The sequence below is a fragment of the Actinophytocola sediminis genome (assembly GCF_054779715.1).
Map to the genome: position 1 here is coordinate 257,942 of NZ_BAAGXS010000017.1, position 24,509 is coordinate 282,450.

General features: G+C 70.6%; 30 protein-coding genes. 20 read left to right on the plus strand and 10 right to left on the minus strand.

Annotated elements, in window-relative coordinates; translation table 11 throughout:
• Positions 1 to 82 precede the first annotated feature (82 nt).
• From ACYVIP_RS10085 to ACYVIP_RS10110, 6 genes are all read left to right on the plus strand, one after another.
• Positions 83 to 535, plus strand: a complete 453-nt coding sequence (locus ACYVIP_RS10085; RefSeq protein WP_460394450.1) for a hypothetical protein — start codon at positions 83 to 85, stop codon at positions 533 to 535.
• A gap of 24 nt (positions 536 to 559) precedes the next feature.
• Positions 560 to 2,356, plus strand: coding sequence for a sodium/solute symporter (locus ACYVIP_RS10090; RefSeq protein ID WP_460394452.1), 1,797 nt, complete (start codon positions 560 to 562; stop codon positions 2,354 to 2,356).
• A gap of 63 nt (positions 2,357 to 2,419) precedes the next feature.
• Entirely contained in the window at positions 2,420 to 3,511 is a 1,092-nt protein-coding gene (locus tag ACYVIP_RS10095; RefSeq protein WP_460394454.1) for a sensor histidine kinase, read from the plus strand.
• Positions 3,508 to 4,278, plus strand: coding sequence for a LytR/AlgR family response regulator transcription factor (locus ACYVIP_RS10100; protein ID WP_460394456.1), 771 nt, complete (start codon positions 3,508 to 3,510; stop codon positions 4,276 to 4,278). The genes ACYVIP_RS10095 and ACYVIP_RS10100 overlap by 4 nt, the downstream gene beginning before the upstream one ends.
• 26 nt (positions 4,279 to 4,304) lie before the next feature.
• Complete coding sequence (locus tag ACYVIP_RS10105; RefSeq protein ID WP_460394458.1) at positions 4,305 to 4,628, plus strand: hypothetical protein; 324 nt, start codon at positions 4,305 to 4,307, stop codon at positions 4,626 to 4,628.
• A gap of 79 nt (positions 4,629 to 4,707) precedes the next feature.
• Positions 4,708 to 6,417 carry a sodium/solute symporter gene (locus ACYVIP_RS10110; RefSeq protein ID WP_460394460.1) on the plus strand — a complete coding sequence of 570 codons (1,710 nt, stop codon included), beginning with the start codon at positions 4,708 to 4,710 and terminating at the stop codon, positions 6,415 to 6,417.
• Here the strand turns inward: ACYVIP_RS10110 and ACYVIP_RS10115 are convergent.
• Entirely contained in the window at positions 6,414 to 6,629 is a 216-nt protein-coding gene (locus ACYVIP_RS10115; RefSeq protein WP_460394462.1) for a hypothetical protein, read from the minus strand. The genes ACYVIP_RS10110 and ACYVIP_RS10115 overlap by 4 nt on opposite strands.
• A 98-nt stretch (positions 6,630 to 6,727) precedes the next feature.
• Between ACYVIP_RS10115 and ACYVIP_RS10120 the strand changes: the two genes are divergently transcribed.
• From ACYVIP_RS10120 to ACYVIP_RS10140, 5 genes are all read left to right on the plus strand, one after another.
• Positions 6,728 to 7,168, plus strand: a complete 441-nt coding sequence (locus tag ACYVIP_RS10120; protein ID WP_460394464.1) for a helix-turn-helix domain-containing protein — start codon at positions 6,728 to 6,730, stop codon at positions 7,166 to 7,168.
• The gene (locus tag ACYVIP_RS10125; protein WP_460394465.1) at positions 7,072 to 7,572 is read left to right on the plus strand and encodes a DUF5753 domain-containing protein; all 501 of its coding nucleotides are present in this window, start codon (positions 7,072 to 7,074) and stop codon (positions 7,570 to 7,572) included. The genes ACYVIP_RS10120 and ACYVIP_RS10125 overlap by 97 nt, the downstream gene beginning before the upstream one ends.
• 42 nt (positions 7,573 to 7,614) lie before the next feature.
• Positions 7,615 to 7,788 carry a DUF397 domain-containing protein gene (locus ACYVIP_RS10130; RefSeq protein ID WP_460394568.1) on the plus strand — a complete coding sequence of 58 codons (174 nt, stop codon included), beginning with the start codon at positions 7,615 to 7,617 and terminating at the stop codon, positions 7,786 to 7,788.
• A 158-nt stretch (positions 7,789 to 7,946) separates the two neighbouring features.
• Positions 7,947 to 8,291 (plus strand): DUF485 domain-containing protein, encoded by a 345-nt coding sequence (locus ACYVIP_RS10135; RefSeq protein WP_460394467.1) that lies wholly within the window; start codon positions 7,947 to 7,949, stop codon positions 8,289 to 8,291.
• Positions 8,288 to 9,919: a solute symporter family protein gene (locus tag ACYVIP_RS10140; RefSeq protein WP_460394469.1), complete on the plus strand. Its 1,632-nt coding sequence runs from the start codon at positions 8,288 to 8,290 to the stop codon at positions 9,917 to 9,919. Before ACYVIP_RS10135 ends, ACYVIP_RS10140 begins: the two co-directional genes overlap by 4 nt.
• Positions 9,920 to 9,970: 51 nt before the next feature.
• Here ACYVIP_RS10140 and ACYVIP_RS10145 read toward each other — a convergent pair whose 3' ends face one another.
• Together ACYVIP_RS10145 and ACYVIP_RS10150 are read right to left on the minus strand one after the other, a co-directional pair.
• A complete protein-coding gene (locus ACYVIP_RS10145; protein ID WP_460394471.1) occupies positions 9,971 to 10,231 on the minus strand; it encodes an SgcJ/EcaC family oxidoreductase in 261 nt (86 codons plus the stop codon).
• A gap of 17 nt (positions 10,232 to 10,248) precedes the next feature.
• Positions 10,249 to 10,650, minus strand: coding sequence for an NUDIX hydrolase (locus ACYVIP_RS10150; protein ID WP_460394473.1), 402 nt, complete (start codon positions 10,648 to 10,650; stop codon positions 10,249 to 10,251).
• 85 nt (positions 10,651 to 10,735) lie between these two features.
• Here ACYVIP_RS10150 and ACYVIP_RS10155 point away from each other — a divergent pair, with 85 nt between their 5' ends.
• Positions 10,736 to 11,077, plus strand: a complete 342-nt coding sequence (locus ACYVIP_RS10155; RefSeq protein WP_460394474.1) for a rhodanese-like domain-containing protein — start codon at positions 10,736 to 10,738, stop codon at positions 11,075 to 11,077.
• Between the two features lies 1 nt (position 11,078).
• Positions 11,079 to 11,969, plus strand: coding sequence for a DUF4328 domain-containing protein (locus tag ACYVIP_RS10160; protein ID WP_460394476.1), 891 nt, complete (start codon positions 11,079 to 11,081; stop codon positions 11,967 to 11,969).
• Here ACYVIP_RS10160 and ACYVIP_RS10165 read toward each other — a convergent pair.
• Positions 11,959 to 13,140: a cytochrome P450 gene (locus tag ACYVIP_RS10165; protein ID WP_460394478.1), complete on the minus strand. Its 1,182-nt coding sequence runs from the start codon at positions 13,138 to 13,140 to the stop codon at positions 11,959 to 11,961. The genes ACYVIP_RS10160 and ACYVIP_RS10165 overlap by 11 nt on opposite strands.
• Before the next feature lie 40 nt (positions 13,141 to 13,180).
• Between ACYVIP_RS10165 and ACYVIP_RS10170 the strand changes: the two genes are divergently transcribed.
• From ACYVIP_RS10170 to ACYVIP_RS10190, 5 genes are all read left to right on the plus strand, one after another.
• Positions 13,181 to 13,984, plus strand: coding sequence for a glycerophosphodiester phosphodiesterase family protein (locus ACYVIP_RS10170; RefSeq protein ID WP_460394480.1), 804 nt, complete (start codon positions 13,181 to 13,183; stop codon positions 13,982 to 13,984).
• An 11-nt stretch (positions 13,985 to 13,995) separates the two neighbouring features.
• The gene (locus ACYVIP_RS10175) at positions 13,996 to 14,937 is read left to right on the plus strand and encodes a DUF5926 family protein (protein ID WP_460394482.1); all 942 of its coding nucleotides are present in this window, start codon (positions 13,996 to 13,998) and stop codon (positions 14,935 to 14,937) included.
• Positions 14,934 to 15,281, plus strand: coding sequence for a DUF952 domain-containing protein (locus ACYVIP_RS10180; protein WP_460394484.1), 348 nt, complete (start codon positions 14,934 to 14,936; stop codon positions 15,279 to 15,281). Before ACYVIP_RS10175 ends, ACYVIP_RS10180 begins: the two co-directional genes overlap by 4 nt.
• A 130-nt stretch (positions 15,282 to 15,411) precedes the next feature.
• Positions 15,412 to 15,909: a SigE family RNA polymerase sigma factor gene (locus tag ACYVIP_RS10185; RefSeq protein WP_460394486.1), complete on the plus strand. Its 498-nt coding sequence runs from the start codon at positions 15,412 to 15,414 to the stop codon at positions 15,907 to 15,909.
• A 184-nt stretch (positions 15,910 to 16,093) separates the two neighbouring features.
• Complete coding sequence (locus ACYVIP_RS10190) at positions 16,094 to 16,921, plus strand: hypothetical protein (RefSeq protein WP_460394488.1); 828 nt, start codon at positions 16,094 to 16,096, stop codon at positions 16,919 to 16,921.
• Here ACYVIP_RS10190 and ACYVIP_RS10195 read toward each other — a convergent pair.
• Positions 16,887 to 18,047: an MFS transporter gene (locus tag ACYVIP_RS10195; RefSeq protein ID WP_460394490.1), complete on the minus strand. Its 1,161-nt coding sequence runs from the start codon at positions 18,045 to 18,047 to the stop codon at positions 16,887 to 16,889. The two genes, ACYVIP_RS10190 and ACYVIP_RS10195, sit on opposite strands and share 35 nt — an antisense overlap.
• Before the next feature lie 43 nt (positions 18,048 to 18,090).
• Here ACYVIP_RS10195 and ACYVIP_RS10200 point away from each other — a divergent pair, with 43 nt between their 5' ends.
• Positions 18,091 to 18,666, plus strand: a complete 576-nt coding sequence (locus ACYVIP_RS10200) for a TetR/AcrR family transcriptional regulator (RefSeq protein ID WP_460394492.1) — start codon at positions 18,091 to 18,093, stop codon at positions 18,664 to 18,666.
• Here ACYVIP_RS10200 and ACYVIP_RS10205 read toward each other — a convergent pair.
• Entirely contained in the window at positions 18,663 to 19,172 is a 510-nt protein-coding gene (locus ACYVIP_RS10205) for a ferritin (protein WP_460394494.1), read from the minus strand. The two genes, ACYVIP_RS10200 and ACYVIP_RS10205, sit on opposite strands and share 4 nt — an antisense overlap.
• A gap of 183 nt (positions 19,173 to 19,355) precedes the next feature.
• On the opposite strand from ACYVIP_RS10205, the gene ACYVIP_RS10210 reads away from it, so the two are divergent.
• Positions 19,356 to 20,519 carry a GNAT family N-acetyltransferase gene (locus ACYVIP_RS10210; RefSeq protein WP_460394496.1) on the plus strand — a complete coding sequence of 388 codons (1,164 nt, stop codon included), beginning with the start codon at positions 19,356 to 19,358 and terminating at the stop codon, positions 20,517 to 20,519.
• Here ACYVIP_RS10210 and ACYVIP_RS10215 read toward each other — a convergent pair.
• From ACYVIP_RS10215 to ACYVIP_RS10230, 4 genes are read right to left on the minus strand one after another with little or no spacing between them, the layout of a single operon-like run.
• The gene (locus tag ACYVIP_RS10215; protein WP_460394498.1) at positions 20,500 to 21,735 is read right to left on the minus strand and encodes an arginine deiminase; all 1,236 of its coding nucleotides are present in this window, start codon (positions 21,733 to 21,735) and stop codon (positions 20,500 to 20,502) included. The two genes, ACYVIP_RS10210 and ACYVIP_RS10215, sit on opposite strands and share 20 nt — an antisense overlap.
• Positions 21,736 to 21,762: 27 nt before the next feature.
• Positions 21,763 to 23,007, minus strand: coding sequence for an outer membrane protein assembly factor BamB family protein (locus ACYVIP_RS10220; protein ID WP_460394500.1), 1,245 nt, complete (start codon positions 23,005 to 23,007; stop codon positions 21,763 to 21,765).
• Positions 23,004 to 23,972, minus strand: a complete 969-nt coding sequence (locus ACYVIP_RS10225) for a hypothetical protein (RefSeq protein WP_460394502.1) — start codon at positions 23,970 to 23,972, stop codon at positions 23,004 to 23,006. The genes ACYVIP_RS10220 and ACYVIP_RS10225 overlap by 4 nt, the downstream gene beginning before the upstream one ends.
• Positions 23,973 to 24,016: 44 nt before the next feature.
• Entirely contained in the window at positions 24,017 to 24,379 is a 363-nt protein-coding gene (locus ACYVIP_RS10230; protein WP_460394504.1) for a hypothetical protein, read from the minus strand.
• Positions 24,380 to 24,509 lie beyond the last annotated feature (130 nt).

The window sequence follows — 24,509 nt, forward strand, 5'->3', positions numbered from 1 at the left end:
CCCGCCGGTCCAACCGCAGCGAAGGGTCCCTTCGCTGCGTCCACCGCAGTGAAGGGACCCTTCGCTGCACGGTGGTGGGGCGGTGAGCGGGGCGGATGGGGGCGTCGGCGGCGGTGGGGTTGGCGGCGGTGGGGTCGGTGGCGGGGCAGCTGGCGGTGGGGTTGGCGAGCGGGCGGGGGCGCGGCGGCGTAAGCGGGTGGTGCTCGCGGACTCCCGGGCGCCGGTGACCGTGCTGCGCACGGTGGTCGAGCTGGAGGAGCAGACCAGCTACGGCGAGGAGCTGGTCAGCCAGTTCATCCGCACCCAGTTCTGGACCGCGGTCCAGAAGGCGGCGCTGGTCGTGGTGCCCCTGCTGAGCCTGCCGATCCTGTTCTTCCTGCTGCCGGATCTGGCCGAGGTCGCCATCGCGGGCGTGCAACTTCCCTGGTTGTTGATCGGCGTTGCCCCATTCCCGTTGTTGTTCGGCATCGCCTACTGGTACAACTCGGTGGCCGAGCGACACGAACGAGACTTCGTCGCGATGGTGGAGAAGTAGCGGCTCTCGGTCAAGGGAACCTCGGTGGACGCACGGATCTGGTTGCTCTCCGGGGTCGTGCTGGTCAGCGTCGCCACGTTCTACCTCGGGTTCCGCTCGTCGCGCTCGGCCAACACCACCCAGGACTTCCTGGTCGCCCGCCGCACGGTCCGCTCCCGGCGCAACGCGGCCGCGGTGTCCGGCGAGTACCTCTCGGCCGCGAGCTTCCTCGGCGTCGCCGGCCTGGTGCTCAAGGACGGCGCGGACGCCCTCTGGTACCCGATCGGCTTCACCGCCGGCTATCTCGCGCTGATGCTGTTCGTGGCCGCGCCGCTGCGCCGCTCCGGCGCCTACACCCTGCCCGACTTCTGCGAGGCGCGTCTCGGCTCGCGCGCGTTGCGTGGGCTGGCCGCGGCGTTCGTGGTGTTCATCGGCATCCTGTACGTCGTCCCGCAGTTGCAGGCCGCGGGGCTCGCGCTGTCGAGCATCATGCCGATGTGGCCGAACTGGGTCGGCGCGCTGTTGGTGACCGTGGTGGTGATCCTCAACGTCTACGGCGGCGGCATGCGCGCGATCACCGTCGTGCAGGCGTTCCAGTACTGGCTCAAGCTGTTCGCCATCGCCGCGCCGACGTTCATCATGTGCGTGCTGTTCATCGGCAGCGGCGGCCCGCGCGGCGGGGACATGACCGGGCTGAGCGAGCCGCTGCCGCCGACGTTCACCGAGAACACCCCGCTGCACGTCGAGACCCCGGTGCTGCTGGAGGTCGAGGACACGGTCAAGCTCGTGGCCAACGGCGTGGTGGACGGCGAGCAGGTCGAGGGCTCGGCGTACTGGACCCCGCTCGGCAGCCCGTACGAGGTGGACGCCGGCACCGAGCTGACCTTCTTCCAGGGCTCGGCGGTCCCGGTGGTGGTCGGCGCGCCGCCGACCAACGACCTGTGGCTGGCGCCGGGCGGCGAAGCCGACGACGTGTGGCGCACCTACTCGCTGATGGTCGCGTTGTTCCTCGGCACCATGGGCCTGCCGCACGTGCTGGTCCGCTTCTACACCAACCCGGACGGCCGCGCGGCCCGGCGCACCACGCTGCACGTGTTGATGTTGCTCGGGTTGTTCTACCTGTTCCCGATCCTGCTGGGCGCGCTGTCCCGGCTGTATGTGCCCGAGCTGCTGGTCACCGGCCGCACCGACGCCGCGGTGCTGCTGTTGCCGAGCAAGATCGCGCCGGGCGTCCTCGGCCAGGTGCTGGGCGCGGTGACCATGGCCGGCGCGTTCGCGGCGTTCCTGTCCACCTCCTCCGGGCTGGTGGTGAGCGTGTCCGGGGTGTTGTCGACCGACGTGCTGCGCGGCCGGGTGCGCGACTTCCGGTTCGCCACGGCCATCGCCGGTGGGGCGCCGTTGGCGTTGGCGATCGTGTTGCGGCCCCAGGACATCTCGCTGTCGGTCGGCATGTCCTTCGCGCTCGCGGCCTCCACGTTCTGTCCGGTGCTGTTGCTGGGGGTGTGGTGGCGGAAGTTGACCTGGGTGGGCGCGGCGGCGGGCATGGTGGTCGGCGGCGGGCTGGTGCTCGCGGCGTTGTTACTGGAGGCGGTCAGCACGTTCACCGGCAACTGGGCGCCCTCGATCGTCGGCCAGCCCGCCCTGGTCACCGTGCCGATCGCGTTTCTGACCGTCATCCTGGTGAGCAAGGCGACGCAGACCCAGCTGCCGTCGGATGTCGCGCAGATCCGGCTGCGGATGCACGCGCCGGACGGGCTCGGCTTCATCCGCGACCGGGCGGTCGCCCGGTTCGGCACGGCGGAGGAACGAGCCCGGCTGGCCGACGGCCGGCACCGCAAGTGAGATCGGTGTGAAGCAGTACTACTAGCATCTGTCCGAGCCCGATCGCCGACGATGGGAGCGCTGATGGCGGTGTCCGCCGACCGAGCGCCTGACCCCGCGCCGGCCAGGTCGAGGCTGCCCTGGCCACGGACCGATCCGGTGGCCGTGCTGAGCGCGGCCAGGCACATCGCCGACGAGCTCAAGGACGGTCTCGGCGCCACCGGGGTGCGGGCCGCGGCCCGTGGCCTGCGCCGGCTGCTCGAGGTCGACTGTGTCGGCCTGGCCGACCTGTCCGGTCGGCCGGTCTGGGCGCCGGCCGCGCCGCCGGGCGAGGGCGCGGCCGCGGCCGACGAGCTGGTGGAGCAGGTGCTGCACACCGAGAGCAAGGCCGGCCGCCCGCCGCTGCTGGCCCTGCCGCTGCACGTGCACCACGAGCTGGCCGGGGTGCTCGTGGTGTTCGGCAACGCCCGCCGCTCGGCGGTCGGCGAGGCGGCCCGCTGGATCGTCGAGGCGTTGGAGCGCGGCCGGCTGGAGGCCTCGGCCGAGCAGGCGGCCCAGGCCGAGCTGCGCGCGCTGCGGGCGGAGATCTCCCCGCACTTCGTCTACAACGCGCTGACCGTGATCTCGGCCCTGGTCAGCTCCGAGCCGGACCGCTCTCGCGAGCTGATGATCGACTTCGCCGACTACATCCGGTACAGCCTGGCCCGCCACGGCGAGTACACCACGGTCGCCGACGAGTTCCACGCCATCGAGACCTACCTGGCGCTGCAGCGGGCGGTGCTCGGCGAGCGGCTGGCGGTGCAGGTTCGGGTCGCGCCCGAGGTGCTGGCGGTGGCCGTGCCGTACCTGGTGCTGCAACCGCTGGTGGAGAACGCGATCCGGCACGGCATCGAGCCGCGAGCGGGCACCGGGCAGGTCACCGTGCGCGGCGAGGCCGAGGGCAACGACTGCGTGATCAGCGTCGAGGACGACGGGCTCGGCATGGACCCGGCGCTGGCCGAGGAGATCCTGGCCGGCCGGGGCGGCTCGGACAGCGTCGGCCTGGCCAACGTCGACCGGCGGCTGCGGCATGTCTACGGCCCCTGGTACGGGCTGGTGGTGGAGACCGCGCCGGCCGAGGGGACCAGGGTCGTGGTGCGGATCCCGAGATTCCAGCCGGGGGTGATGCCGGGATGAAGGGCTTCACCGTGCTGGCCGTGGACGACATCCCGCCCGCGCTCGACGAGCTGTGCCGGCTGCTGCGCGGGTCGCCGGAGGTGGCCGACGTCGCCGGTGCCGGCGACTCGACCTCGGCGCTGCGGATGATCCAGAGCGGCCGGTTCGACGCGGTGTTCCTGGACATCTCCATGCCCGGCCTGGACGGGCTGGAGCTGGCGTCGCTGCTGGCCAAGCTGAGCGATCCGCCGGCGATCGTGTTCGTGACCGCCTACGAGCAGCACGCGGTGGCCGCGTTCGGCATCGGCGCGGTGGACTACCTGCTGAAGCCGGTGCGCACCGAGCGGCTGGCCGAGGCGCTGACCAGGATCCGGCGGATGGTCCCCGCGCGCACCCGCCCGGCCGACGAGTTCGCCACCCCGCCGGACGCGATGGCCGCGATGCCGGTCGAGTCGGCCGGGCGCACCCGGTATGTCCGGCGTGGGGACGTCCGGTTCGTCGAGGCGCACGGTGACTATGTCCGGCTGCACGCGGTGTCCGGGGTGCACGTGGTCCGGATGCCGATCTCCCGGCTGGAGGAGTACTGGGAGCCGGCGGGGTTCGTCCGCGTGCACCGGGGTTACCTGGTCTCCCTGGACGCGGTCCGCGAACTGCGCAGCGACTCGGTCGGCGGCCTGCTCGCGCACACCGAGCTCGGCGACGTCCCGGTCAGCCGCCGCCACGCCCGCGAACTACGCGAACGCCTACTGGCGGCAGCCAAACGCGGCCAACTCGAACGGCGCCCGTAATGCCAGGTCACAAGCGCGTGGCCGTGATGAGCCCGCAGACCCGCCTGGCCCACTCCCGCCGCCGCGCCAGAGGCCGGTGGCGCGTCCCGAAACTGGACGCCGCCGGCGCCGACCGGGCCGCCGAGCTGTACCGCCGCCAACGCGCCCTCGCCGTGGCCCCACTGGCCCTGCTGTTCGTCGGCATCATCGGCCTCCCCCTGGTCTTCGCCCTCTTCCCGTCCCTGGACCACGTCCGCCTGGCCGGCATCCCGGTCTCCTGGCTGGCCCTCGCCGTCCTCCCGTACCCAGCCCTCACCCTCCTGGCCCGCTGGCACCTCAAACGCGCCGAACAAGCAGAAGACACCCCATGACCCCACGAGTCCAACGCTCCCGACACGCGAGTCCAACGCTCCGCACACGCGAGTCCGACGCTGCTGACCGGGCCGGCCGGTGATCATCGCCTTCGCGGTGGCGCCGGTCGTGCTGGTGACGCTGCTGATCGGGCTGCGTGGCGTGGCGGCGATGCGCACCACGTCGGACTTCCTGGTGGCGTCCCGGCGGGTGTCGCCGCTGCTCAACTCGATGGCCGTGTCCGGGGAGTACCTCTCGGCGGCGAGCTTTCTCGGCGTCGCCGGGCTGATCGTCAAGGACGGCATCGGCGCGCTCTGGTATCCGGTCGGGTTCACCGCCGGCTACATCGCCATGCTGGTCCTGGTCGCCGCGCCGATGCGTCGGTCGGGGGCACTCACCGTGCCCGACTTCGCCGAGGCTCGGCTCGCCTCGCCGGCCCTGCGCCGGGTCACTGCGGTGGTCATCCTGGTCATCGGCGGGCTCTATCTCGTGCCCCAGTTCCGTACCGCGGGCCTGGTGCTCAGCGCGGTCAGCGAGACGCCGTACTGGGTCGGCGTGGTCATCGCCGGCACCGGGGTCGCGATCACGCTCGCGCTCGGCGGCATGCGGGCCGCGACCTACGTGCAGGCGTTCCAGTTCGTGCTCAAGCTGGTGCTGTTCATCATCCCGGCGATCTGGCTGCTCATCCAGGTCGGCCCGGCGGTGCGCCACGACGCGGTCCACCCGGCCGAGTTCACCGAGTTCGACCACGACACCCGGGTGATCTTCCGTGTCGGCACCACGTTGCACTTCACCGAGCCCACCACTGTCCAGATAGGACAGGACAGCCGGGTCGTCGACGGTTCCTGGGATGTGCCGCAGGGCGCCAAGGTCGTGTTCCCCAGCGGCACGCCCGTTCCCGATGTCGTCGGCGAGGCACGGCCGGGCGGCGCCGACTGGGAACGGCCGCTGCTCGACATCTCCGACGCCGGCCATCCGCTGCTGTCCACCTGGGCGCTGGTGGTCGCGCTCGCGTTGGGCACCATGGGTCTGCCGCACGTGATCATGCGGTTCCACACCAGCCCGGACGGCCGCGCCGCGCGCCGCACCGCGGCCATCACGGTCGGGCTGCTGAGCATCTTCTATCTGTTCCCCGGCATCTACGGGGTCCTCGGGCATGTGCTGGTCCCGCAGCTGTATCTCTCCGGCGCCACCGACACGGCCGTGGTCGCACTGCCGGCGCAGGTGTCCGCAGGCTGGCCGGGCGACCTGTTCACCGCGTTGCTCACCGGCGGCGCGTTCGCCGCGTTCCTGGCGACCTCGCTCGGGTTGGTGCTGGTGGTGTCCGGCGCGATCTCCCACGACCTGTTGCCCGGTGGGCTGAGTCGGCTGCGGGTGACGGTGCTGATCGTGTCGGCGGTGGTCGTGCTGTTGGCGCTGTCGGCCATCCGGCTGGACGCCGGCGTGTTGGTCACCTGGGGTTTCACCGTGGCGGCGTCGACGTTCTGCCCGTTGCTCGTGCTCGGGATCTGGTGGTCCCGGCTGACGGTCGCCGGCGCGATGTCCGGCGTGTTGACCGGGTTGTTCGCGTCGTCGGGGGCGATCGCGTGCACGTTGTTCGGGGTGCCGGTCGATGGCTGGCTGTCGATCCTGATCGCCCAGCCGGCGCCGTGGTCGGTGCCGCTGGCGTTCGCGACGATGATCCTGGTGTCGCTGCGCGGCCGGCCGCCGTCCTGGGCGCGGACGGCGATGCTTCGGTTGCACCTCAACGAGGATCGGGCGGTCACGGCGGCCGATCGGTTGCGGCAGTTGCGGGAGCGCAGTCGTTAGCTCGGCCAGACCAGGCACAGTGGCTCGTCGCGGGCCCAGCTGCGCCAGGCGGCGTCGGCGGAGTCGTGCACGCCGAAGGAGACCTGGCGGGAGCCCGGCTCGCGGAAGAAGACCACCGCCTCCCGCTCGTCGGACCTGGTGATCTCGACTCCCCAGCCGAGGGCCTCGTCGGGGTTGATCGGGTTGACCAGTGCGAAGAGTCGTCCATTCATGGGACGAGTCTCCGCACGCCACACGCGGGACTGAATATCCCAGCTCTGGGACCGCGCGGTGCGATCATGTGCGTACTGAGTGTCATCGGGAGTTCGTCTTGGGTACGCACAAGAAGCCGCCGTTCCTGCGTCGCCGCTTGGGTAGGCGCCTTCGGGCGCTGCGTGAGGAGGCCGGGCTGAGCCTTGACCAGGCTGCGGAGAAGTTGGAGAAGACCCGGAGTTCGTTCCACCGGATCGAGACCGGTGCGACCCGGGCGGACGTGCACTTCGTGCGCTCGCTGATGGACACCTACGACATCTACGTCCCGGATCTGCTCGACCAGGCGCGCGAAGCGGTGAAGCCACAGTGGTTCCGCTCCTACGGCGTGGAGGATCTGGGTTACGTCGACCTGGAACCCATGCGTCGGCTGTACGGCAGTTCACCGGTCTCCAGTTGCCGGGCTTGCTGCAAACCGAGGCGTACATTCGCGCCGTGCTGGTTCGGGGTCTGCGGCCCCGAACGGCAGCAGAGATCAACAATGATGTGCAGGTCCGCCTGATCCGGAAAGGTAGGTTGACCAGCGTCGATGACCCGCTGACCTACGCGGCGATCATCGATGAGGCAGCGCTGCTCCGGAATATCGGCGGGCCAGAGGTCATGCGGGAACAACTCCGCCAACTGATCGAGATAGCTGCGCTCCCCACAGTCACTGTTCAGGTGTTGCCGCTTCGCGATGGCGCACACAGCGCGATGGACGGCGCGTTCACCCTGCTGTCGTTCCCGGACCCGACTGACTCGGATCTGCTCTACGTCGAGTACACGACGGGAGCCCTGCACATTGAGGATGAGGACGAGGTGCGGACGGCTAGAATGAACTTTGATGCGCTCCGCTCCGAGGCGATGAGTCCGGCAGACTCAGCGGCCCGCATTGAGCGTGTCATTGCCGAGCAGTACGCCCCCTGAACGACAGAGGCGATCACCTTGTCCACCCTGGAGCTATCGGGTTTGTCCTGGCGCAAGAGCAGTCGCAGCAGCCAGAACGGCAGCAACGGCGACTGTGTCGAGGTGGCGTTCAGTGGACCCGCTGTGGCTGTTCGTGACTCAAAGTCACCTAGCGTGGGTGTCCTGGTTTTCCCCTCGCCCGAATGGACCAGCTTCCTCTCCGCAACTCCACGTTGACCGGAACGTGATTTTCGCCACTTGGCGCGGCTGACCGGCCGTTCGTCGACCGTTCGTCGTGGCTGCGCGCGGTTGATCCGTCAACGATTCAGCTCACCGCACGGTCTCCATAGGCTCGAATGAACGTTTTTCCCGTTCATGCGGCCACAGGAGGCACTGTGAGTAGCACCGACCCGGAGCCGTCGCCGACGCCGGATCCCGATTGGGCGACGATCCAGGAGAGCGCGGAGTTCACCCAGTTACGTAAACGGCTGCGGAACTTCGTGTTCCCGATGACCGTCGCGTTCCTCGCGTGGTACCTGCTCTACGTCCTGCTCTCCGACTACGCGCACGAGTTCATGTCGACCAAGGTGTTCGGCAACATCAACATCGGCCTGATCTTCGGGCTGCTGCAGTTCGTGTCGACGTTCCTCATCACCAGCCTCTATGTCCGGCACGCGAACCGGAAGCTCGACCCGGTCGCCGAGAAGATCCGCGCCGACATCGAGGGGGAGCAGCCGTGAACATCGCCCAGGGCGTCGAAGGTAGCAATGTCGCGCTGAACATCGGCATCTTCGGCCTGTTCGTCGCGGTGACCCTGTTCATCGTCTTCCGTGCCAGCCGCTCGTCCAAGACCGCCGTCGACTTCTACGCCGCCGGCCACTCGTTCACCGGCGCGCAGAACGGCGTCGCGATCTCCGGTGACTACCTGTCCGCCGCCTCGTTCCTCGGCATCGCCGGCGCGATCGCGCTCAACGGCTACGACGGCTTCCTCTACTCCATCGGCTTCCTGGTGGCCTGGCTGATCGCCCTGCTGCTGGTCGCCGAGCTGCTGCGCAACACCGGTAAGTACACGATGGGCGACGTGCTCGCCTTCCGGATGCGCCAGCGTCCGGTCCGCGCGGCGGCGGCCACCTCGACGCTGGTCGTGTCGTTCTTCTACCTGCTGGCGCAGATGGCCGGCGCCGGTGGCCTGGTCGCGCTACTGCTCGGCATCGAGAACGAGGCCGGCCAGGCCGTGGTGATCGCCGTGGTCGGCGCCATCATGATCCTGTACGTGATCATCGGCGGCATGCGCGGCACCACCTGGGTGCAGATCATCAAGGCCACACTGCTGATCGCCGGCGCGTTCCTGATGACCGTGTGGGTGCTCGGCAAGTACGGCTTCAACCTGTCCGATCTGCTCGGCGACGCGGTGGCCAAGGTCGGCGAGGGCGGCGAGCGGCTGCTCAACCCGGGCGGCCAGTACGGCCTGACCGACACGAGCAAGCTGGACTTCGTGTCGCTGGCGCTGGCACTGGTGCTCGGCACCGCCGGCCTGCCGCACATCCTGATGCGCTTCTACACCGTGCCAACGGCCAAGGAAGCACGCAAGTCGGTCGTCTGGGCGATCTGGCTGATCGGCATCTTCTACCTGTTCACCCTGGTGCTCGGCTACGGCGCGGGTGCGCTGGTCGGCGCCGACGAGATCGCCGCGGCCCCCGGCGGCGCGAACTCGGCGGCACCACTGCTGGCCTACGCGCTGGGTGGCACGGTGTTGCTCGGCATCATCGCCGCGGTGGCGTTCGCGACGATCCTCGCCGTGGTCGCCGGCCTGACGATCACCGCGTCGGCGTCGTTCGCCCACGACATCTACGCGAACGTGATCAAGAAGGGCGCGGCGGACGACAAGGCCCAGGAGGTCAAGGTCGCCCGGATCACCGCACTGGTCATCGGTGCGGTGGCGATCATCGGCGGCATCGTGGCCAACGGGCAGAACATCGCCTTCCTGGTCGCGCTGGCGTTCGCGGTGGCGGCGTCGGCGAACCTGCCGACGATCATCTACTCGCTGTTCTGGAAGCGGTTCAACACCTCGGGCGCGCTGTGGAGCATCTACGGCGGTCTGTCGATCTGCCTGGTGTTGATCATCTTCTCGCCGGCGGTGTCCGGCAAGCCGGTGAACCCGGCGACCGGCAAGAGCCCGTCGATGTTGCAGGACGTGGACTTCCACTGGTTCCCGCTGGACAACCCGGGCCTGGTCTCGATCCCGGCGGCGTTCCTGCTCGGCTACCTCGGCACGATCTTCTCCAAGGAGCGCAACGACGCGAAGTACGCGGAGATGGAGGTGCGCTCGCTCACCGGCGCCGGCGCCGAGAAGGCGGTCCAGCACTAGAAGTCGTCCCCCAGCCCCCGCTCCTGCCACCCCAGGAGCGGGGGCTTTCCCTTATACAGCCACGATCGTGTCCTGCCGGGCGGCCACCACCCACCGCCCGTCCTCCTTGGTGAGCACGAACAACGACCTCATCGAGTGATCAATCCGAAGCGGTTCCCCCGACTCGGTGGCCGCGGTCACCGTCACGTGGCCGAGCGCGACGTCCGGCCGCAGAAACCGGACCTCGGTCACCTCGTACCGCGCGAACTGCCCGTTGTCACTGGCGTTGAACGCGTCCCGCACCTCCGCCACGACCGCCTCGATCGCAACCACATCCCCATCGGCGTTGCTCACTGGAGTTGGCCGGCTTGCTGGAGGTGGTCGAAGATGATCTGGTCGACGGGTGAGACGCGGGCGCGGTCGGTGTAGGTGAGCCAGGCGATCTCGTCGATTTCGCTGCTGGCCGTGGGGGTGCCGTGGTGGTCGGCGGTGTAGCAGGTCATCTGGACGATGACGCCGGCGGAGTGGCCATGGGCCTGGGCGTGGAAGGTGCCCAGGTGGGTGGCGGTGGCCGGGATGATGGTGACCGCGAGTTCTTCGCTGATCTCCCGGATGAGGGTGTCGAGGTCGGACTCGCCGGGTTCCCGTTTGCCGCCGGGAAGGTAGTACACGTCCTTGCCGTGAGAGCGGGTGCCGAGGATCCTGCCCTGTTCCAGATGGATCCACGCGATCTTGTCGATGGTGGCGGTCATCGTCCTATTTTGCCGAGCAACGGCAGCCAACGGTGTCGCGGTTCACGGGCGTTCTACGGGGTGGCGTGGCAGCATCGTCAGCGTGATGCCATCGCAGGTGCCCTCCGTTTCCGTGCCCGAACTGCCGACCGAGCTGCCGGCCGAGACCACCCTGCTCGACGTCCGCGAACAGGACGAGTGGGACGCCGGTCACGCGCCGCAAGCGCTGCACATCCCGATGAGCGAGCTTTCCGGCCGCCTCGGCGAGCTGCCGGAAGACCGCGACGTCCTGGTCATCTGCCGCTCCGGTGGCCGCTCCGCCAGGGTCACCGAGTACCTCAACGCCAACGGCTGGGACGCCCGCAACGTCGACGGCGGCATGCAGTCCTGGCAGTCCGCCGGCCGGCCGCTGACCGCCGACGCGCCCGGTAACCCCGAGGTCATCTGACGTGTACGGCCGGTGGGTCGCGACTCCTCCCGGCGGCGTGCGCCGACACCGGGCACGCCGCCGGCTGCCCTACCTCGGCCCGCCCGCCTACGGCGCGACCCCCCGCTGGGGCTTCCCGGCGCTGGCCTGGCGCTGGCCGACCACCGTCCCCGGCACCAGCTCCGAGACCGACCAGCCGGTCACCGTCGACCGGGTCCGGGTCATCGCCGGCAACGCCGCCGCCCTGGCCTGGACGGTCGGCGTGCTGGCGCTGCTCGCGGCCGCCGGGGAGATCTGGCGCTACAGCCTGCTGCTGCTCAGCCTGGACGGCGCGCTGTCGGCCCGGCTGGTCGCCATCTCCGACGCCGCGGTCACCACGGCCGCCGTGCTCGCGGTCGCGTTCGCCGTGCTGGCGGTGGTGGTCGTGGTCTGGTGGCTCATGCTCGCCCGGCGCGCGGCCGCCGACGTCATCGACCAACAACGGCCCCGGCCCGACTGGCAGGTCCTGGTCTACCTGGCGATTCCCGGCGTCAACCTGGCCATGGCGGGGGTCGTCCTCGCCGAGCTGGAGCACCAGATCCTGCGCCGGCCAGCCGGCGAGCGACCCCGGCCGACCAGGGCGACCATGATCTGGTGGGCGGCCTGGGTGGTCAGCGGGCTGCTCTTCGGCGCGACTGTGGCCGGGCGGTTCCGCTCCGGGGTCCAGGCGCAGGCCGACGGCGTGCTGCTCACCGCGGTCGCCGACCTGGCCGCGGCGGCGGTGGCCGTGCTGACCGCGTTGACCATCCGCCGGCTGTCCTCCCTGCTCAGCCCGATCGACCCGGCGCGGGTCCGGTTCCTGCGGGTGGTCCGGGTGATCGGCGCACCGGAACCCGAACTGCGCGCGACCCGCAGCACCCCGTCTAGGCGGTGACCGGCAGCCGCGCGAAGCCGCGGATGACGAACTCGCCCCGGCGCGTCGGCTCGCCGGCCAGGCGCAACCCCGGCAGCCGGGTCACCAGCGCCGACAGCGCGGCCGCGACCTCGACCCGCGCGAGCGGCGCACCGACGCAGTAGTGGATCCCGGCGCCGAAGCCGAGGTGCGGGTTCGGCGTCCGGCTGATGTCCAGCTGATCGGGTGAATCGAACACTTTCGGGTCTCTGGCCGCCGCGCCGAGCAGGGCGGCCACCTTCGTCCCGGCCGGCACCGGGTAGCCGGCGACGGTCAGGTCCGCCACGGCCGTGCGCTCGAACAGCTGCAACGGCGAGTCGAACCGGATCAGCTCCTCCACCGCCGTCGGGAGCAGCGCCGACGACTCGACCAGGCGATCCCACTGCGGCCGGTCGCGCAGCAGCGCGTGCACGCCGTTACCGATCACGTTGACCGTCGCCTCGTGGCCGGCCATCAGCAGCAGCACCGCGGTGCCGATCAGCTCGTCGGTGGTCAGCCGATCCGATCCGTCACGGACCGACACCAAGTCACTGATCAGGTCGTCACCCGGATCGGTCTCGCGGCGGGCGGCCAGGGAGCGCAGGTAGTCGACGAACTCCGCCGACGCGGTCTCCGCCTCGGCCGCGAGCGCCGGCGCGAGGCCGTACTCGTACATCTTCACGATCGCGTTCGACCACGGTTGCAGCCGCCCCCGGTCGGCCGCCGGCACGCCGAGCAGCTCCGCGATCACCTCCACCGGCAGCGGCGCCGCCAGGTGGCTGAGCAGATCCGCCGAGCCGTGCGCGTCGATGTCCCGCGCCAGGCCGGACACCAGCGACGTGGCCAGATCCGACACCCACGGCGACAGCCGGGCGACATGCCCGCGCGCGAACGCCGAGGAGATCAGGCGCCGCAGCCGGGTGTGCCGTGGCGGCTCGCTCTCCAGCAACGAGTTGCGGTGCAACAGGTTGAACGCCGCGAACGCCGCCACCGGCGTCGCGTCGGTCCACAGTCGACCGGCGTCGCGGTGGCGCAGCACCGTCGAGCAGGCCGCGTGCGAGACCGCGACCGCGAGACCGAGTCCCGGATGGAAGGCCACCTCGCCGGCCGCGCGCAGCCGGGCGAAGGTCGGGTACGGGTCGGCGAGGAACGCCGGATCCTGGGCATCGAACACATGCCGACGGTAGTCCGACCGGCATGCGAAAATCCCCGCCGTGCAGACCGCAGTTGTCGCGCACCGTGGAGCCTCGGCCTATCGCGCCGAACACACGGTCGCCGCCTACGCACTCGCCATCGACCAGGGCGCCGACGGACTCGAATGCGATGTCCGGCTGACCAGGGACGGGCACCTGGTGTGCGTGCACGACCGCAAGGTCGACCGCACCTCCAGCGGCTCCGGCGTGGTCTCCACGCTGACGCTGGCCCGGCTGGCCCAACTGGACTTCGCCCGCTGGGACGCGGCCCTGCCCGAGCACGCCGACGACCTGGTCCGCGAGCCGGTGTGGACCCCAGAGCCGCACGCCAGCGGGCTGCTCACCCTGGAGTCCCTGCTCGACCTGGTCGCGGACTCGCCGGGCACCCGGCTGTTCGTGGAGACCAAACACCCGGTCCGCTACGGCGGCCTGGTGGAGACCAAGCTGGTTGCGCTGCTGCGCCGCTACGGCCTGGCCAACCCGGCGGACAAGGACGAGTCCCCGGTGGTCGTGATGTCCTTCTCCGCCACGGCCGTGCGCCGGATCCGCCAGCTGTCCCCGACCCTGCCGACCGTGCTGCTGCTCGACCAGATCAATGCGCTGCGCTGGGACGGCACGCTGCCCCGCTCGGCGGACTACACCGGACCCGGCGTGCACCTGCTGCGCGCCGACCCGGACTACGTCGCCCGCGCGGCCTCCTTCGGCCACCAGACCTACACCTGGACCGTCGACGCGGAAGCCGACATCGACCTGTGCCGGCGGCTGGGTGTGCGGTGGGTGGCGACCAACTCCCCGGGCGCCACCCGGGCCCGGCTCACCGGGTAGCGTCTTGCGCCATGGCCAAGCGAACCGCCGGAAAACCACGTAGCACCGACGGGATCAACCCGCGCCAGCCCTGCCCCTGTGGCTCTGGCAAGCGGTACAAGGCATGCCACGGCTCGGCGGGCGGCCCGGTCGAACTGCCGGTTGCCCGGCCGTTCGAGGGTCTCGCCGGGGAGTGCGAGCTGATCGCGCTGCGCGAGTTCGTGCCGTCGGCCACCGCGCCGCTTGCCCTGGCCAAGCCGGGCGACCGGGCGGTCACGCTGGCCACCGTGCTGCCGATGGCCTCGGCCGCGCTGGTCCGCGCGGACGGCTCGGCGTTCGTCGGGCTGCAGGTCCAGACCAGGTCCAGCGACATCGGCCGCGACCTGGCCCGCGCGCTGCGCTGGACGCTGGACGCCAAGCCGGGCGCGGTGTTGGCCGTGGTCGGTCCGGAGACCGACGAGTCGCCAGAGCGCGAGCGCCTGCAGGACCTGGTCGACCTCGGGGCGTCGCTCGAGCCGGAGCTGCACGGCGACTTCTCCTGGTGGATGCCGGAAGGCGAGGAGCCGACCGGTGAGGTCGCGCTGTCGCTGGAGCGCGCCAACCAGGCGATCATGCCGACCGAGCGCATCGGCCCGGCCGCGTACTGGGTCGACGCCGGCGACCGCGCCCACCTGCGCTGGGTCCGGCCGGAGCCGGAGGAGAAGCTCCTGCTGGCGCTGGCCAGGCTGTCCGCGCGCGGTGAGCTCGGCCTTGGCGACGGCTCCCGCTACGCTGGCTCGTTCCGCGCGCACGGCCTGCTGGTCCCGGTGTGGGACCTCGACCACGACTCGCACGCCCGCGAGTGGACCGACCCGGCCGCCGAGCTGGGCAAGCGGCTGGAGGAGTCGCTCGCCTCCCTCGACGACCAGCCGCTGACCGGCGAGGAACGCCGCGCCCGGGACGGTCTGGTCGGCCGCCAGGTCACCCTCAGGTGATCCTGCACATCTGTTTCGCCGGCGACTGGCGGCCGGGGGCCGCCTACCGGCCGGCGTCGCTGGACGACGTGGGTTTCGTGCACTGCTCGGACTTCGGCACCGTGCACCTGCCGGCGAACCGGCTGTTCGCCGGCAGGACCGACCTGGTCCTGCTCTGCCTCGATCCCGCCAGGCTGACCGCGCCGCTGCGCTGGGAGGACGGCGACCCGCCCGACCCGAGCGGCATTCGCTTCCCGCACCTGTACGGCGAGATCGATCCGGCGGCGGTGGTCTCGACGCACGCCTTCCCACCGGCCGCCGACGGCACCTTCCACCTGCCGGCGGAGCTCGCCACCCAACGCTGAACTCCGAGGCAACCACTCGCGCCGCTCGGGCGTGCTCCTGTCGTGGAGCCGGTCCAGGGAGAGGCGCGCGGTGAGGGCGGAGGGATCGTGGTGGTAGCGGGCGACTGTTCGCCGGCGATGTGACCCAGTGATGGCCAGCAGCGACGATTTCGCCGTGTTCGTCCGGGAGGCGTTGCCCGGGCTGCTGAGGTATGGCCACCTGCTCACCGGCAATCCGCACGACGCGGCGGACCTGGTGCAGACCGCGCTGGAGAACGTCGGCGCCCGGTGGGCCACGGTGGTCCGCAAGACCGGCGACCCGATCGCCTACACCCGCAGGGCGATGGCCAACAGCCACATCAGCCGGTGGCGGCGGGTGCGCCGGGAGAGCCTGGTCGCCGACCTGCCCGACGTCCGCGCGGAGCACGACCGGGACCGGTTCGAGGACGAGCCGCTGTGGGACGCGCTGCGCGGCCTGCCGCCCCGGCAGCGGGCGGTGATCGTGTTGCGGTACTACGAGGAACTGTCGGAGTTGGAGATCGCGACCGTGCTCGGCATCAGCCGGGGCACGGTGAAGAGCCAGGCGAGCAAGGCGATGGCGTCGTTGCGGACCAGGCTGGCGCAGCCGGTGTCGGGAGCGGAACCGTGAGGCGTCTTCTGTCAACCTCCGGAACCGTCACCTCAGGGGAACGCAAGGCGATGGCGTCGTTGCGGACAACCTCCGGAACCGTCACCTCAGGGGAACGTGACGCAAGCCAGCCACAAGCACGTGCCCGGGCCGACCGTTCACTTCGCAAGGTGACCAACAGGGTTAATTCCGGGGAGGCGGAACCGTGAGCCTCGACGACGAGCTGCGCCGGATGTTCGACGCGGTGGAGGACCGGCTCGACGTGCCGGTCCGTGGCGGTGCGGCGGAGACGATCGTGGCCGGCGCCAACCGTGTGCGTCGGCGGCGGATCATGGCCACCACCGCGAGCGGGGTGGCCGCGGTGGCCGTGCTGGCCGGCGTCGGAATCCTGCTGACCGCGCCGGAGCCGGAGTCCGCGCCGCCCGCGATCACCTCGCCCCCGCCCCCGTCGGCCACGGTGTCCAGCCCGCCGCCGGCCAGCACCACGCCGACCAGCCGACCGCCGTCGACGAACGGGCCGCCGCCGGGCACCGTCACCGGCGACACCCAGCCGGGCACCGCCGGCGGCGAGGCAGGCGAGGACCCGCCATCGCCGCCACCCCCACCGCCGACGGTGGTCGGCTCGCGGATCGGCCCGGACGGGTTCGGCTCCATCCGCCTCGGCATGAGCTACGACGAACTGCTCGCCACCGGGGCCGTGCGGCCGAGCCAGCCGCCGCCCGGATCGGGGTGCGCCGCCTACGAGTTCGCCAACGCGTCGGGGTCGGGGTCGGTGCACGTCTCCGCCGTCGGCGGGGCGCAGGTCATCCTGACCACCGACCCGACCAACACCGTCGACGGCGTGTCCACGGGGTGGACGCTGGCGCAGGTGCGCACGGCCTACCCGGAGGTGACGCCCGAGGTGATCGCCCAACAGAATCCGGTCCCGGTGGAGGTCCGGGGCAACCCAAGCGTGCTGTACCTGATCACGTTCGTCGGCGGTGAGGTGGTCGCCGAGATCACGCTGCGGTACGCCGACCAGCCCTGCTTCTGACCCTGGTCAGGCAGACGGTGACCGCGGCCAGCGCGCATCCCGCGGCCAGCGGCGGGATCGTGCCGGGGTTGGCGACCAGCAACCCGCCGGCCGCCGAGCCGAGCGCGGCGCCGAGGTAGACGGTGCTGCTGTTGACCGCCATCGCCGCGGCGGCGGTCTGCTCGCTGACACCGTCGAGCATCAGCGCCTGGATCGCGGGCGGCACCGCCCACGCCGAGGCGGACCAGACCAGCAGCAGCGCCACCACGACCGCCAGCGGAACCGGTCGCGCCGGCCAGCACAGCGCGAACCCGGCCATGCTGGCGGCGAACGTCAGCCCGGCGCCGGTGAACGTCCGGACCGCGCCCCACCGGTCGATGGCCCGGCCGGCCGCGTACGTGCCGGCGATGCCGGCGAGCCCGGCCGCGGCGAGCAGCCCGCCGAGCAGCGCCGGCCGGACGCCGGCGAGCCCGGCGAGGACCGGCGCGAGGTAGGTCTGGAACGCGAGGTTGCCGGCGACCGCGAGCACGGTCACGGCGAGCACGGTGCGCACCGGCGAGGTCAGCAGCTCCCGGCCGACCACCCTGGCCGAGACCTCGGCCCGGTCCCCGTCGGCGGGCAGCCAGCAGGCGATGGCGACGAGCGCGGCCAGGCCGAGCAGGCCACCGAGGACGAACGTGGCCTGCCAGCCCCAGGCGTTGCCCACCCACGTGCCGGCCGGCACGCCCAGGACGAACGCCCCGGTGAGGCCGGCCATCACGGCGGCGAGGTAGCGGCCACGGGCACCGGCCGGTGCCCGCGCGGCGGCGACGGCGAGTGCGGCCGGCAGCACGGTGGCGGTGCTGAGCGCGGCGAGTACCCGCAGCGCCAGCAGCGGGAGGTAGCCGTCGACGGCCGGCACGGCGAGGTTGGCGGCGACGAACACGGTGAGCGCGGTGAGCAGCAGCCGGCGCCGGGGCACGCGGGCGAGCATGGTCGCCGACAGCGGCGCGCCGATCGCGTAGACCAGCGTGAACACGGTGACCAGCTGTCCGGCCGCCGCCTCGGAGACGTCGAGGCCGGTGGCGATGGCGGGCAGCACGCCGATGATGACGAAGTCGTCGGTCTGCACCGCGAAGCCGGCGAGGACCAGGGAGAACAACCACATGGCGATAAAGGTAACACTCGTTACCTTTATTAGGGTGACGGGTATGGCACGGACCGCGGATCCGGCACGGCGGGCGGAGCTGGTCGACGAGATCATCGACCAGCTCGCTGAGACGGGTGTGGCGACGTTCTCGCTGCGCACGCTGGCCGCCGCGCTCGGCCGCTCCACCCGGCTGCTGACCCATCACTTCGCCAGCAAGGACGCGTTGCTGGCGGCCGTGCTCGCACGCCTGGACGAGCGCCAGCACCAGGCGCTGGCCGCCACCCCCGGCTGGGCCGACCCGGCGGTGGGTATCGGCTCGATCGTGCTGGCCGCCTGGACCAGGCACCTGAGCGCGGCCGAGCTGAACAGGACCCGGCTGGTGCACGAGATCGAGGGGCTGGCCGCGGCCGGCAGGCTGGCCGAGCACGTGCCGTCGTTCGTCGCCGGCCGGGCGCACTTCGTCGCCGACGCGCTCGTGCGCCGGGGCCTGTCGGCACCCGACGCCCTCACGAAGGCGACCCTGCTGAACAACGCCTATGCCGGCCTACAGGCCGACCTGCTGATCACCGGCGACACCGAACGCGTCGAGACCGCGCTCGGGTCGCTGTGCGCGCTGGCCGACAGCTGGTCGGGCTAGAGCGCGCCACCGGCGGCGCTCGGGGCCAGCGGGTCCTGGCCGGCGTCGCCGACCGTCTCGCGGGCCAGGAAGTTCTCGATGTCGAACAGGTTGCCATCGGCGCGGCGGACCACGTTGAGCAGCGTGGTCATCTGCGCCACCTCCTCGACCTGCTCCTTGAGGAACCACTGCATGAACTGCTCGCCCCGGTAGTCGTCCTCGTCGCGGGCGATCTTGGCGAGGTTGATGATGTACTCGCTGAACTCCTTCTCCTGCTTCAGCGCGACCTCGATCAACTCGACCACGTTGGTGAAATCGTTCCGGACCGTGTCCACGCCCGGAATCACCGGCTGGATGTCGTTGTCGAGGAGGTACTGCACGATCATCATCGCGTGGTTGCGCTCCTCGAGCGCCTGCCGGTAGAAGTGCTTGGCGAGCTGCGGGAGATCTTGCCCGTCGAACCAGACCGCGTGCGCGACGTACTGCTGCGACGCGGTGAACTCGTGCCGCACCTGCTCCTGCAACATGGAATGGAACTTGGAAAGAGTGCTCTTGTTCGCCATGTATTCGACAATACGCGAAAATTGTTTTGATCGCCAATATTTGTCATTTTAGGCAAGCCTACCTAAATGGTGTTCAGGTAAGGCATTCCTAATCATCGACGGGTAACTCCGTTGCGCGCCAGGGGGTCGGTCGTCGAGCATGGACCGATGGCCGGCCTCCGCGCTTTCCCAGACGACGTACCGATCCTGGTCGACGGCGAGCTCACCCTCCGCGCCCACCGACCGTCCGATGTGGACGAGATGCTGGTGCAGTGCACCGATCCGGCGAGCATCCGGTGGACCACCGTCCCGGTCCCGTTCACCCGCGAGGACGCCGTGGCCTACGCCACGAGGATGATGCCGGCCGGGTGGACCGAGGACACCGAGTACGGCTTCGCCGTCGAGGCCCCGCATCCCGACGGCGTGCGCCGGTTCAGCGGATCGGTGAGCCTGCGCCAGCCCAACAACGGGGTCGCCGAGATCACCTTCGGTCTGCACCCCGCGGTCCGTGGCCACGGTGTGTGCCAGCGCGTGGTGCGCCTACTGGTGGACTGGGGGTTCGTCGAACTCGGCCTGGACGTCATCGTCTGGTACGCCGAGGTGGGCAACTGGGCCTCGCGCCGGGTGGCGTGGGCGTCCGGGTTCAGCATGGACGGCACGGTCGCCGCGCTGCTGAGCCAGCGCGGGGAACGCAAGGACGCCTGGGTCGGGTCGCTGCGCGCGGCCGACTCCCGCGAGCCGAAGACGCCGTGGAACGTGCCGCCGGTCTTGGAGACCGCGCGGCTGCGGCTGCGCCCACCGGTCGACGAGGACGCCGAACGGACCTTCGAGCAGCTGTTCGACGAACGCAGCCGGCATTTCGGCAGCCGGGTGGCGGCGATGCGCAAGCTGCGGTCCGGCGAGCACGTGCTGCTGCGGGCCAGGGAGGCGATGGCGATGGGGGAGCGCTACGACTGGGCCATCGCCGACCCGGTCGACGACCGGATCGCCGGCTACATCCAGCTGTTCGACCTGAACGGGCTGGACGACACGGAGGCCAAGCTCGGCTACACGATGCACGAGGACTCCCGCGGCCGGGGCTACCTGACCGAGGCGCTGACCGCGGTCACCGAGTGGGCGTTCCGCCAGGAGCCCGCCGGCGGCCTCGGCAAACGCCGGCTGTCGCTGCGCACCGCCGCGACCAACAAGGCCTCCCGCCACGCCGCCGAGCGCGCCGGCTACACCCACATCGCCACCGAGCCGGCGGCGTTCACCATCGGCGAGACCGACTTCGACGACCTGGTCAGCTACCACCGGCTCAACCCGGCCTGGGTCAGAGCGGATCCCGCGTGATCGGACAGGACATGCACCTCGGCCCGCCCCGGCCGGAGCCAAGCTCGGAGCCGCCGATGCGCAGCACCTCGATGCCGGCCTCCTCCAGCCGGGCGTTGGTCTCCACGTTGCGCTCGTAGGCGACCACCACGCCGGGCGCGACCGCGAGGGTGTTGTTGCCGTCGTCCCACTGCTCGCGCTCGGCGGTGACCGGGTCGAGGCCGGTGTCGATGACCCGCAGCCGGTCGATGCCCATGGCGGTCGCGGCGGCCTCCAGGAACGGCACCGGCCCGGACACCACCACGCCATCGCCGGCTGGCCGCAGCGGGTAGGCGACCAGCGTGTCGCGCACCGCCGGGTACATGACCACGGCGTCCCGGTCGACCATCGTGCAGACGGTGTCCAGGTGCATGGTCGCCCGATCCTGGGCGATCGGCACCGCCAGCACGGTGTGCGCCAGCCCGTCGGCGAACACCGACCTGGCCAGCGACTCGGCGCCGGCCGGGGTGGTCCGCTCGCCGACGCCGATCGCCAGCACGCCGGGCGCAAGCAGCAGCACGTCGCCGCCCTCGACCGGCGCCGAGTGCGCGCCGTACGCGCGGCCCGCGGCCCGGAACCGGGGGTGGTAGGCGTAGATGAGGTCCATCAGCGCGGTCTCCCGCTTGCGCGCGGGCATCGCCAGCGAGGCGATCGCCACCCGGTTGCCGATCCAGACCGACGAGTCGCGGGTGAACAGCAGGTTGGGCAGCGGGTCGACGACGAAGTCGTGCGGGTGGTGCATCTTGCGCACCAGCGAGGCGCCTTCGGCGGCCGGCAGCTCCTCGAAGGTCATCCCGGCCATGAGGACGTCCGCGAGCGCCCGGTCGCTCATCGTGGACAGGTAGGAGCCGAGCGCGTCGGCGAGCTCGTGCCCGACCCGCCGCCGGTCGACCGCGGTGTCCGCGGCCGCGGCGTGCGCCCGCTCGTCGGCCAGCGCGGCGACCAGCACGTCGGCCAGCAGCAGCACCTCGGCGCCGCGGGCGGTGATGATCTGCGCGAACGCGTCGTGCTCCTCCTGGGCGCGGTCGCCCCAGGGGATGCTGTCGAACAGGAGCTGGTCGTTGTTGCGCGGGGTCAGGCGTTTGAGCTCGTCGCCCGGCCGGTGCAACAGGACCGCACGCAGCGGCCCGACCTCGCTGTCCACCCGAGGTGCCGGTAGTTCGTGCACGGCCACGTCCGGCGCTGGTTGAGCGGTCACCAGGCCGAGCGTAATGGTGTGACCTGGTCAACGCGGCGGTCGGCTCGACTCGGTCGGGCCGGGGAGGCGCCGGTGGACGGCGTAGTCGTTGCCGGTGGCGCCGTAGAGGACCACGTGGTCCTCGGACATGGCGATGACCGAGCCGGGCAGGTCGTCGGTGACCAGCCTGCCGGTGCCGTCGACCACGCGGTTGTCCCCGAACAGCAGGTAGCCGTGCCAGGCGGCGCGGAGTTGGCGCGCGTCGGGGACGGTGACGCGCGTGGTCGTGCGGTCGGCGACGTCGAACACGACCAGTTCGTCGGACCTGTCGGTGGTGCAGCTGATCAGCCGCCGCTGATCGGACACGCAGGCGCCGCCATCGCCGAGCTCCGCGATCGTCTCGCCAGAGTGAACGTCGATGACGAACCTGGCCGTCCGGTCGGGTCGGCTCGACTGTTGGCTGGCGATGGCGACCGCACCCAGCACCGCGAACACCTTCAGCGTGGGATAGCGGGTGGCGAGGTCCCACCGCCGCTTCCCGGTGGTCACGTCCAGCCCGATCACGGTCGAGTCGGCGAACGGGTCCGGGTCCTCCGGCGCGGCGCCGACCTCCCTGCCGGCCTGGGCGACCAGGGTGTCGCCGACGACGAACTGCGGCCAGATGCCGGTCGTCTCCCACAGCCGGCGGCCGGTCGCGGCGTCGGTGGCGGCGACCTGGGTGCGCCGGGGCCCGGTGACCGTGCGGCCACCGCTGACGACGAACTGGTCGTTGGCGGCCACCACCTCGTGGGTTGTCGGTGTCTGTGGTGCCTCGACCCGCACCGGGAAGTCCGCCAGGACTGTCCCGTCGCCGCCGGCCAGCCGCGCGATCCCGGGCTGGTCGTCGTTCGTCAGGTAGGGAACGAACACCGACCAGTCGGTCGCGGTGCCCACGATGGTCAGGTTTCTCGGCGTGAAGCCGAGCCGCCGATCGGTGCGGCCAGGGAGGTTCATCAGCTGGTCGATCCGCCAGCGTGGGTCACCGGTATCGGCGTCCGCGACGAGCAGCTGCCGATTCAGTTCGTCGGCGGTGTTGCCGAAAATCAGTACGGAGTCGCCCCGGATCTCCACTTTCGGGGGTGTTTGTCGCCGCCCGGTGCTGCCCTGCCACAACGCTTTCGCCTCGATCACGATCGGCGCGGCCGTCGACCGGTCAGGATCGGGCGGCGGCGGCTCGTCCTCGGTACAGGCGGCCCCGAGCAGCGCGACGACCAGCGCCACCTGCCAGGCGGCGACCCGGTTCGGGCGCGTCACCCCGGCCACCGGGGAGCGGATACCCAGTGTCGCCGAACGAACAACAGGCCGTTCTCGGCGTCGGTGACCAATGTGGCCACCGCGCCGGCGGCTTCCCAACAGACTTTGTCCCCAGCCTCGATGAACGACTCGAACATGCGGTAGTAGCCGAGCCGCAGGTCGCTGGGATCGATGCCGAAACCGGAGTCCTGCGAGGACTTCGTCGCCGGAGTCATGGCGTTCTTGATCGCGTCGCTGACGAGCAGGGTGGCGTCGGCTGCCGTCTTCGGCAGGTTGAGCACGACGTTGAGGATCTTGTCGAGCGCGGACACCGCGAACTCGATCTCCCCCTGGGTGGTGTCCGCGGCCGCGTTGTTCAGTATCGTGACCGTCTTTCCCATGAGCTCGTTGATGTCCGCTCTCGCCTTGAGAATGATGGCGGCGAACTTCACCAGAAACTCGTTCATGGCCGTCAGGCCAAGATTTCGATGGTTTTCGTACCACTGGACCATCGTCGAGTAGCGGTCCCGCGCGTTGTCGGCGGCGCCGCTGTCCCAGTTCTCCCGGGATACCACCGCGTTGATCTTGACATTGATGTCCCGCCACACGTCGACACTGTGGTCCGGGCGGGTCGATTCGGGATGCTTCTTCAGAAAGGCTTCCTCGATCAGGTCGAAGGTGTCGCCGAGTTGCTGACTGTTGGCGATCTCGCCGTCCTCGGTAACGGTGCCGATCCGTTGGCCGGACAGCACACTCGCGTGCGCGAAGAACCGGTCCAGGGTGAGGTCGCGAAGCACTGACCGCTCCAGCACCTGGCCGCCGACGTTCGGATGCGGCTTCCCGCTGGACTCGATCGCCGACCCGTCAACGAGTTCCAGCACCCGGGGCCCCTGGTTCTCCTCCGGGTTCGCGAGGTACTCCAGCCAGCCCACGAGCGCGGGCGCGTTACCGCCGCGTCCGGTGAAGGCCTGGTCCAATCCGGTCACCAGTGGGTGATCCGGCTGCGGCCCGTTCGACGAGGCCACGGCGCTCACCGCTCACTGATGGATCGACTGATGTTCTCGAAGTTCTCCGCATGGCGCAGTTCGGCGAGGCGATAACCATCCTGCGTCTGCGCCAACCGGGTGGCGAAACCCTTCAGAAACTCGACGAACGCCCGTTCCTCGACGACGAACTGGTCCATCGTGGTGAGCCATTCGCGGCCGAACTCGGCGAGCAGGATCTGAAAATGTCCGGTGACGCCGAAGCCGCCGGTGAGCGCCTGGTTGTCGCGTAACGTCCTGATGTGTTGTTCGAGTTCGTCGGCGAGTCCGCCGTAGTGCTGTACGGCATTGCCGATGGCATCCCCAGCGCCACTGAACGCGGCGAGTCCGACGGTGTACCCCTCTGGCATATCCCACCCCAGGTGTCCGACCGTAAATCGGCTAGCACGCTGACGGTACCAAGGCTGTGCATGATCAGGCGCTGTTTAACCCGGCTGGCAAAAGCGTCGACAGTCGGGCCTGGGGTCACAATTTCCTGAT

Excerpts from the sequence above, each read along its gene's own strand:
- ACYVIP_RS10195 (WP_460394490.1), bottom strand. The coding sequence starts at position 18,047 with ATGTGGTTGTTCTCCCTGGTCCTCGCCGGCTTCGCGGTGCAGACCGAC.
- ACYVIP_RS10175 (WP_460394482.1), top strand. The coding sequence starts at position 13,996 with ATGGCCAAGCGAACCGCCGGAAAACCACGTAGCACCGACGGGATCAAC.
- ACYVIP_RS10210 (WP_460394496.1), top strand. The coding sequence starts at position 19,356 with ATGGCCGGCCTCCGCGCTTTCCCAGACGACGTACCGATCCTGGTCGAC.
- ACYVIP_RS10185 (WP_460394486.1), top strand. The coding sequence starts at position 15,412 with ATGGCCAGCAGCGACGATTTCGCCGTGTTCGTCCGGGAGGCGTTGCCC.
- ACYVIP_RS10230 (WP_460394504.1), bottom strand. The coding sequence starts at position 24,379 with ATGCCAGAGGGGTACACCGTCGGACTCGCCGCGTTCAGTGGCGCTGGG.
- ACYVIP_RS10150 (WP_460394473.1), bottom strand. The coding sequence starts at position 10,650 with ATGACCGCCACCATCGACAAGATCGCGTGGATCCATCTGGAACAGGGC.
- ACYVIP_RS10115 (WP_460394462.1), bottom strand. The coding sequence starts at position 6,629 with ATGAATGGACGACTCTTCGCACTGGTCAACCCGATCAACCCCGACGAG.
- ACYVIP_RS10100 (WP_460394456.1), top strand. The coding sequence starts at position 3,508 with ATGAAGGGCTTCACCGTGCTGGCCGTGGACGACATCCCGCCCGCGCTC.
- ACYVIP_RS10200 (WP_460394492.1), top strand. The coding sequence starts at position 18,091 with ATGGCACGGACCGCGGATCCGGCACGGCGGGCGGAGCTGGTCGACGAG.
- ACYVIP_RS10155 (WP_460394474.1), top strand. The coding sequence starts at position 10,736 with ATGCCATCGCAGGTGCCCTCCGTTTCCGTGCCCGAACTGCCGACCGAG.
- ACYVIP_RS10205 (WP_460394494.1), bottom strand. The coding sequence starts at position 19,172 with ATGTTGCAGGAGCAGGTGCGGCACGAGTTCACCGCGTCGCAGCAGTAC.
- ACYVIP_RS10095 (WP_460394454.1), top strand. The coding sequence starts at position 2,420 with ATGGCGGTGTCCGCCGACCGAGCGCCTGACCCCGCGCCGGCCAGGTCG.
- ACYVIP_RS10105 (WP_460394458.1), top strand. The coding sequence starts at position 4,305 with ATGAGCCCGCAGACCCGCCTGGCCCACTCCCGCCGCCGCGCCAGAGGC.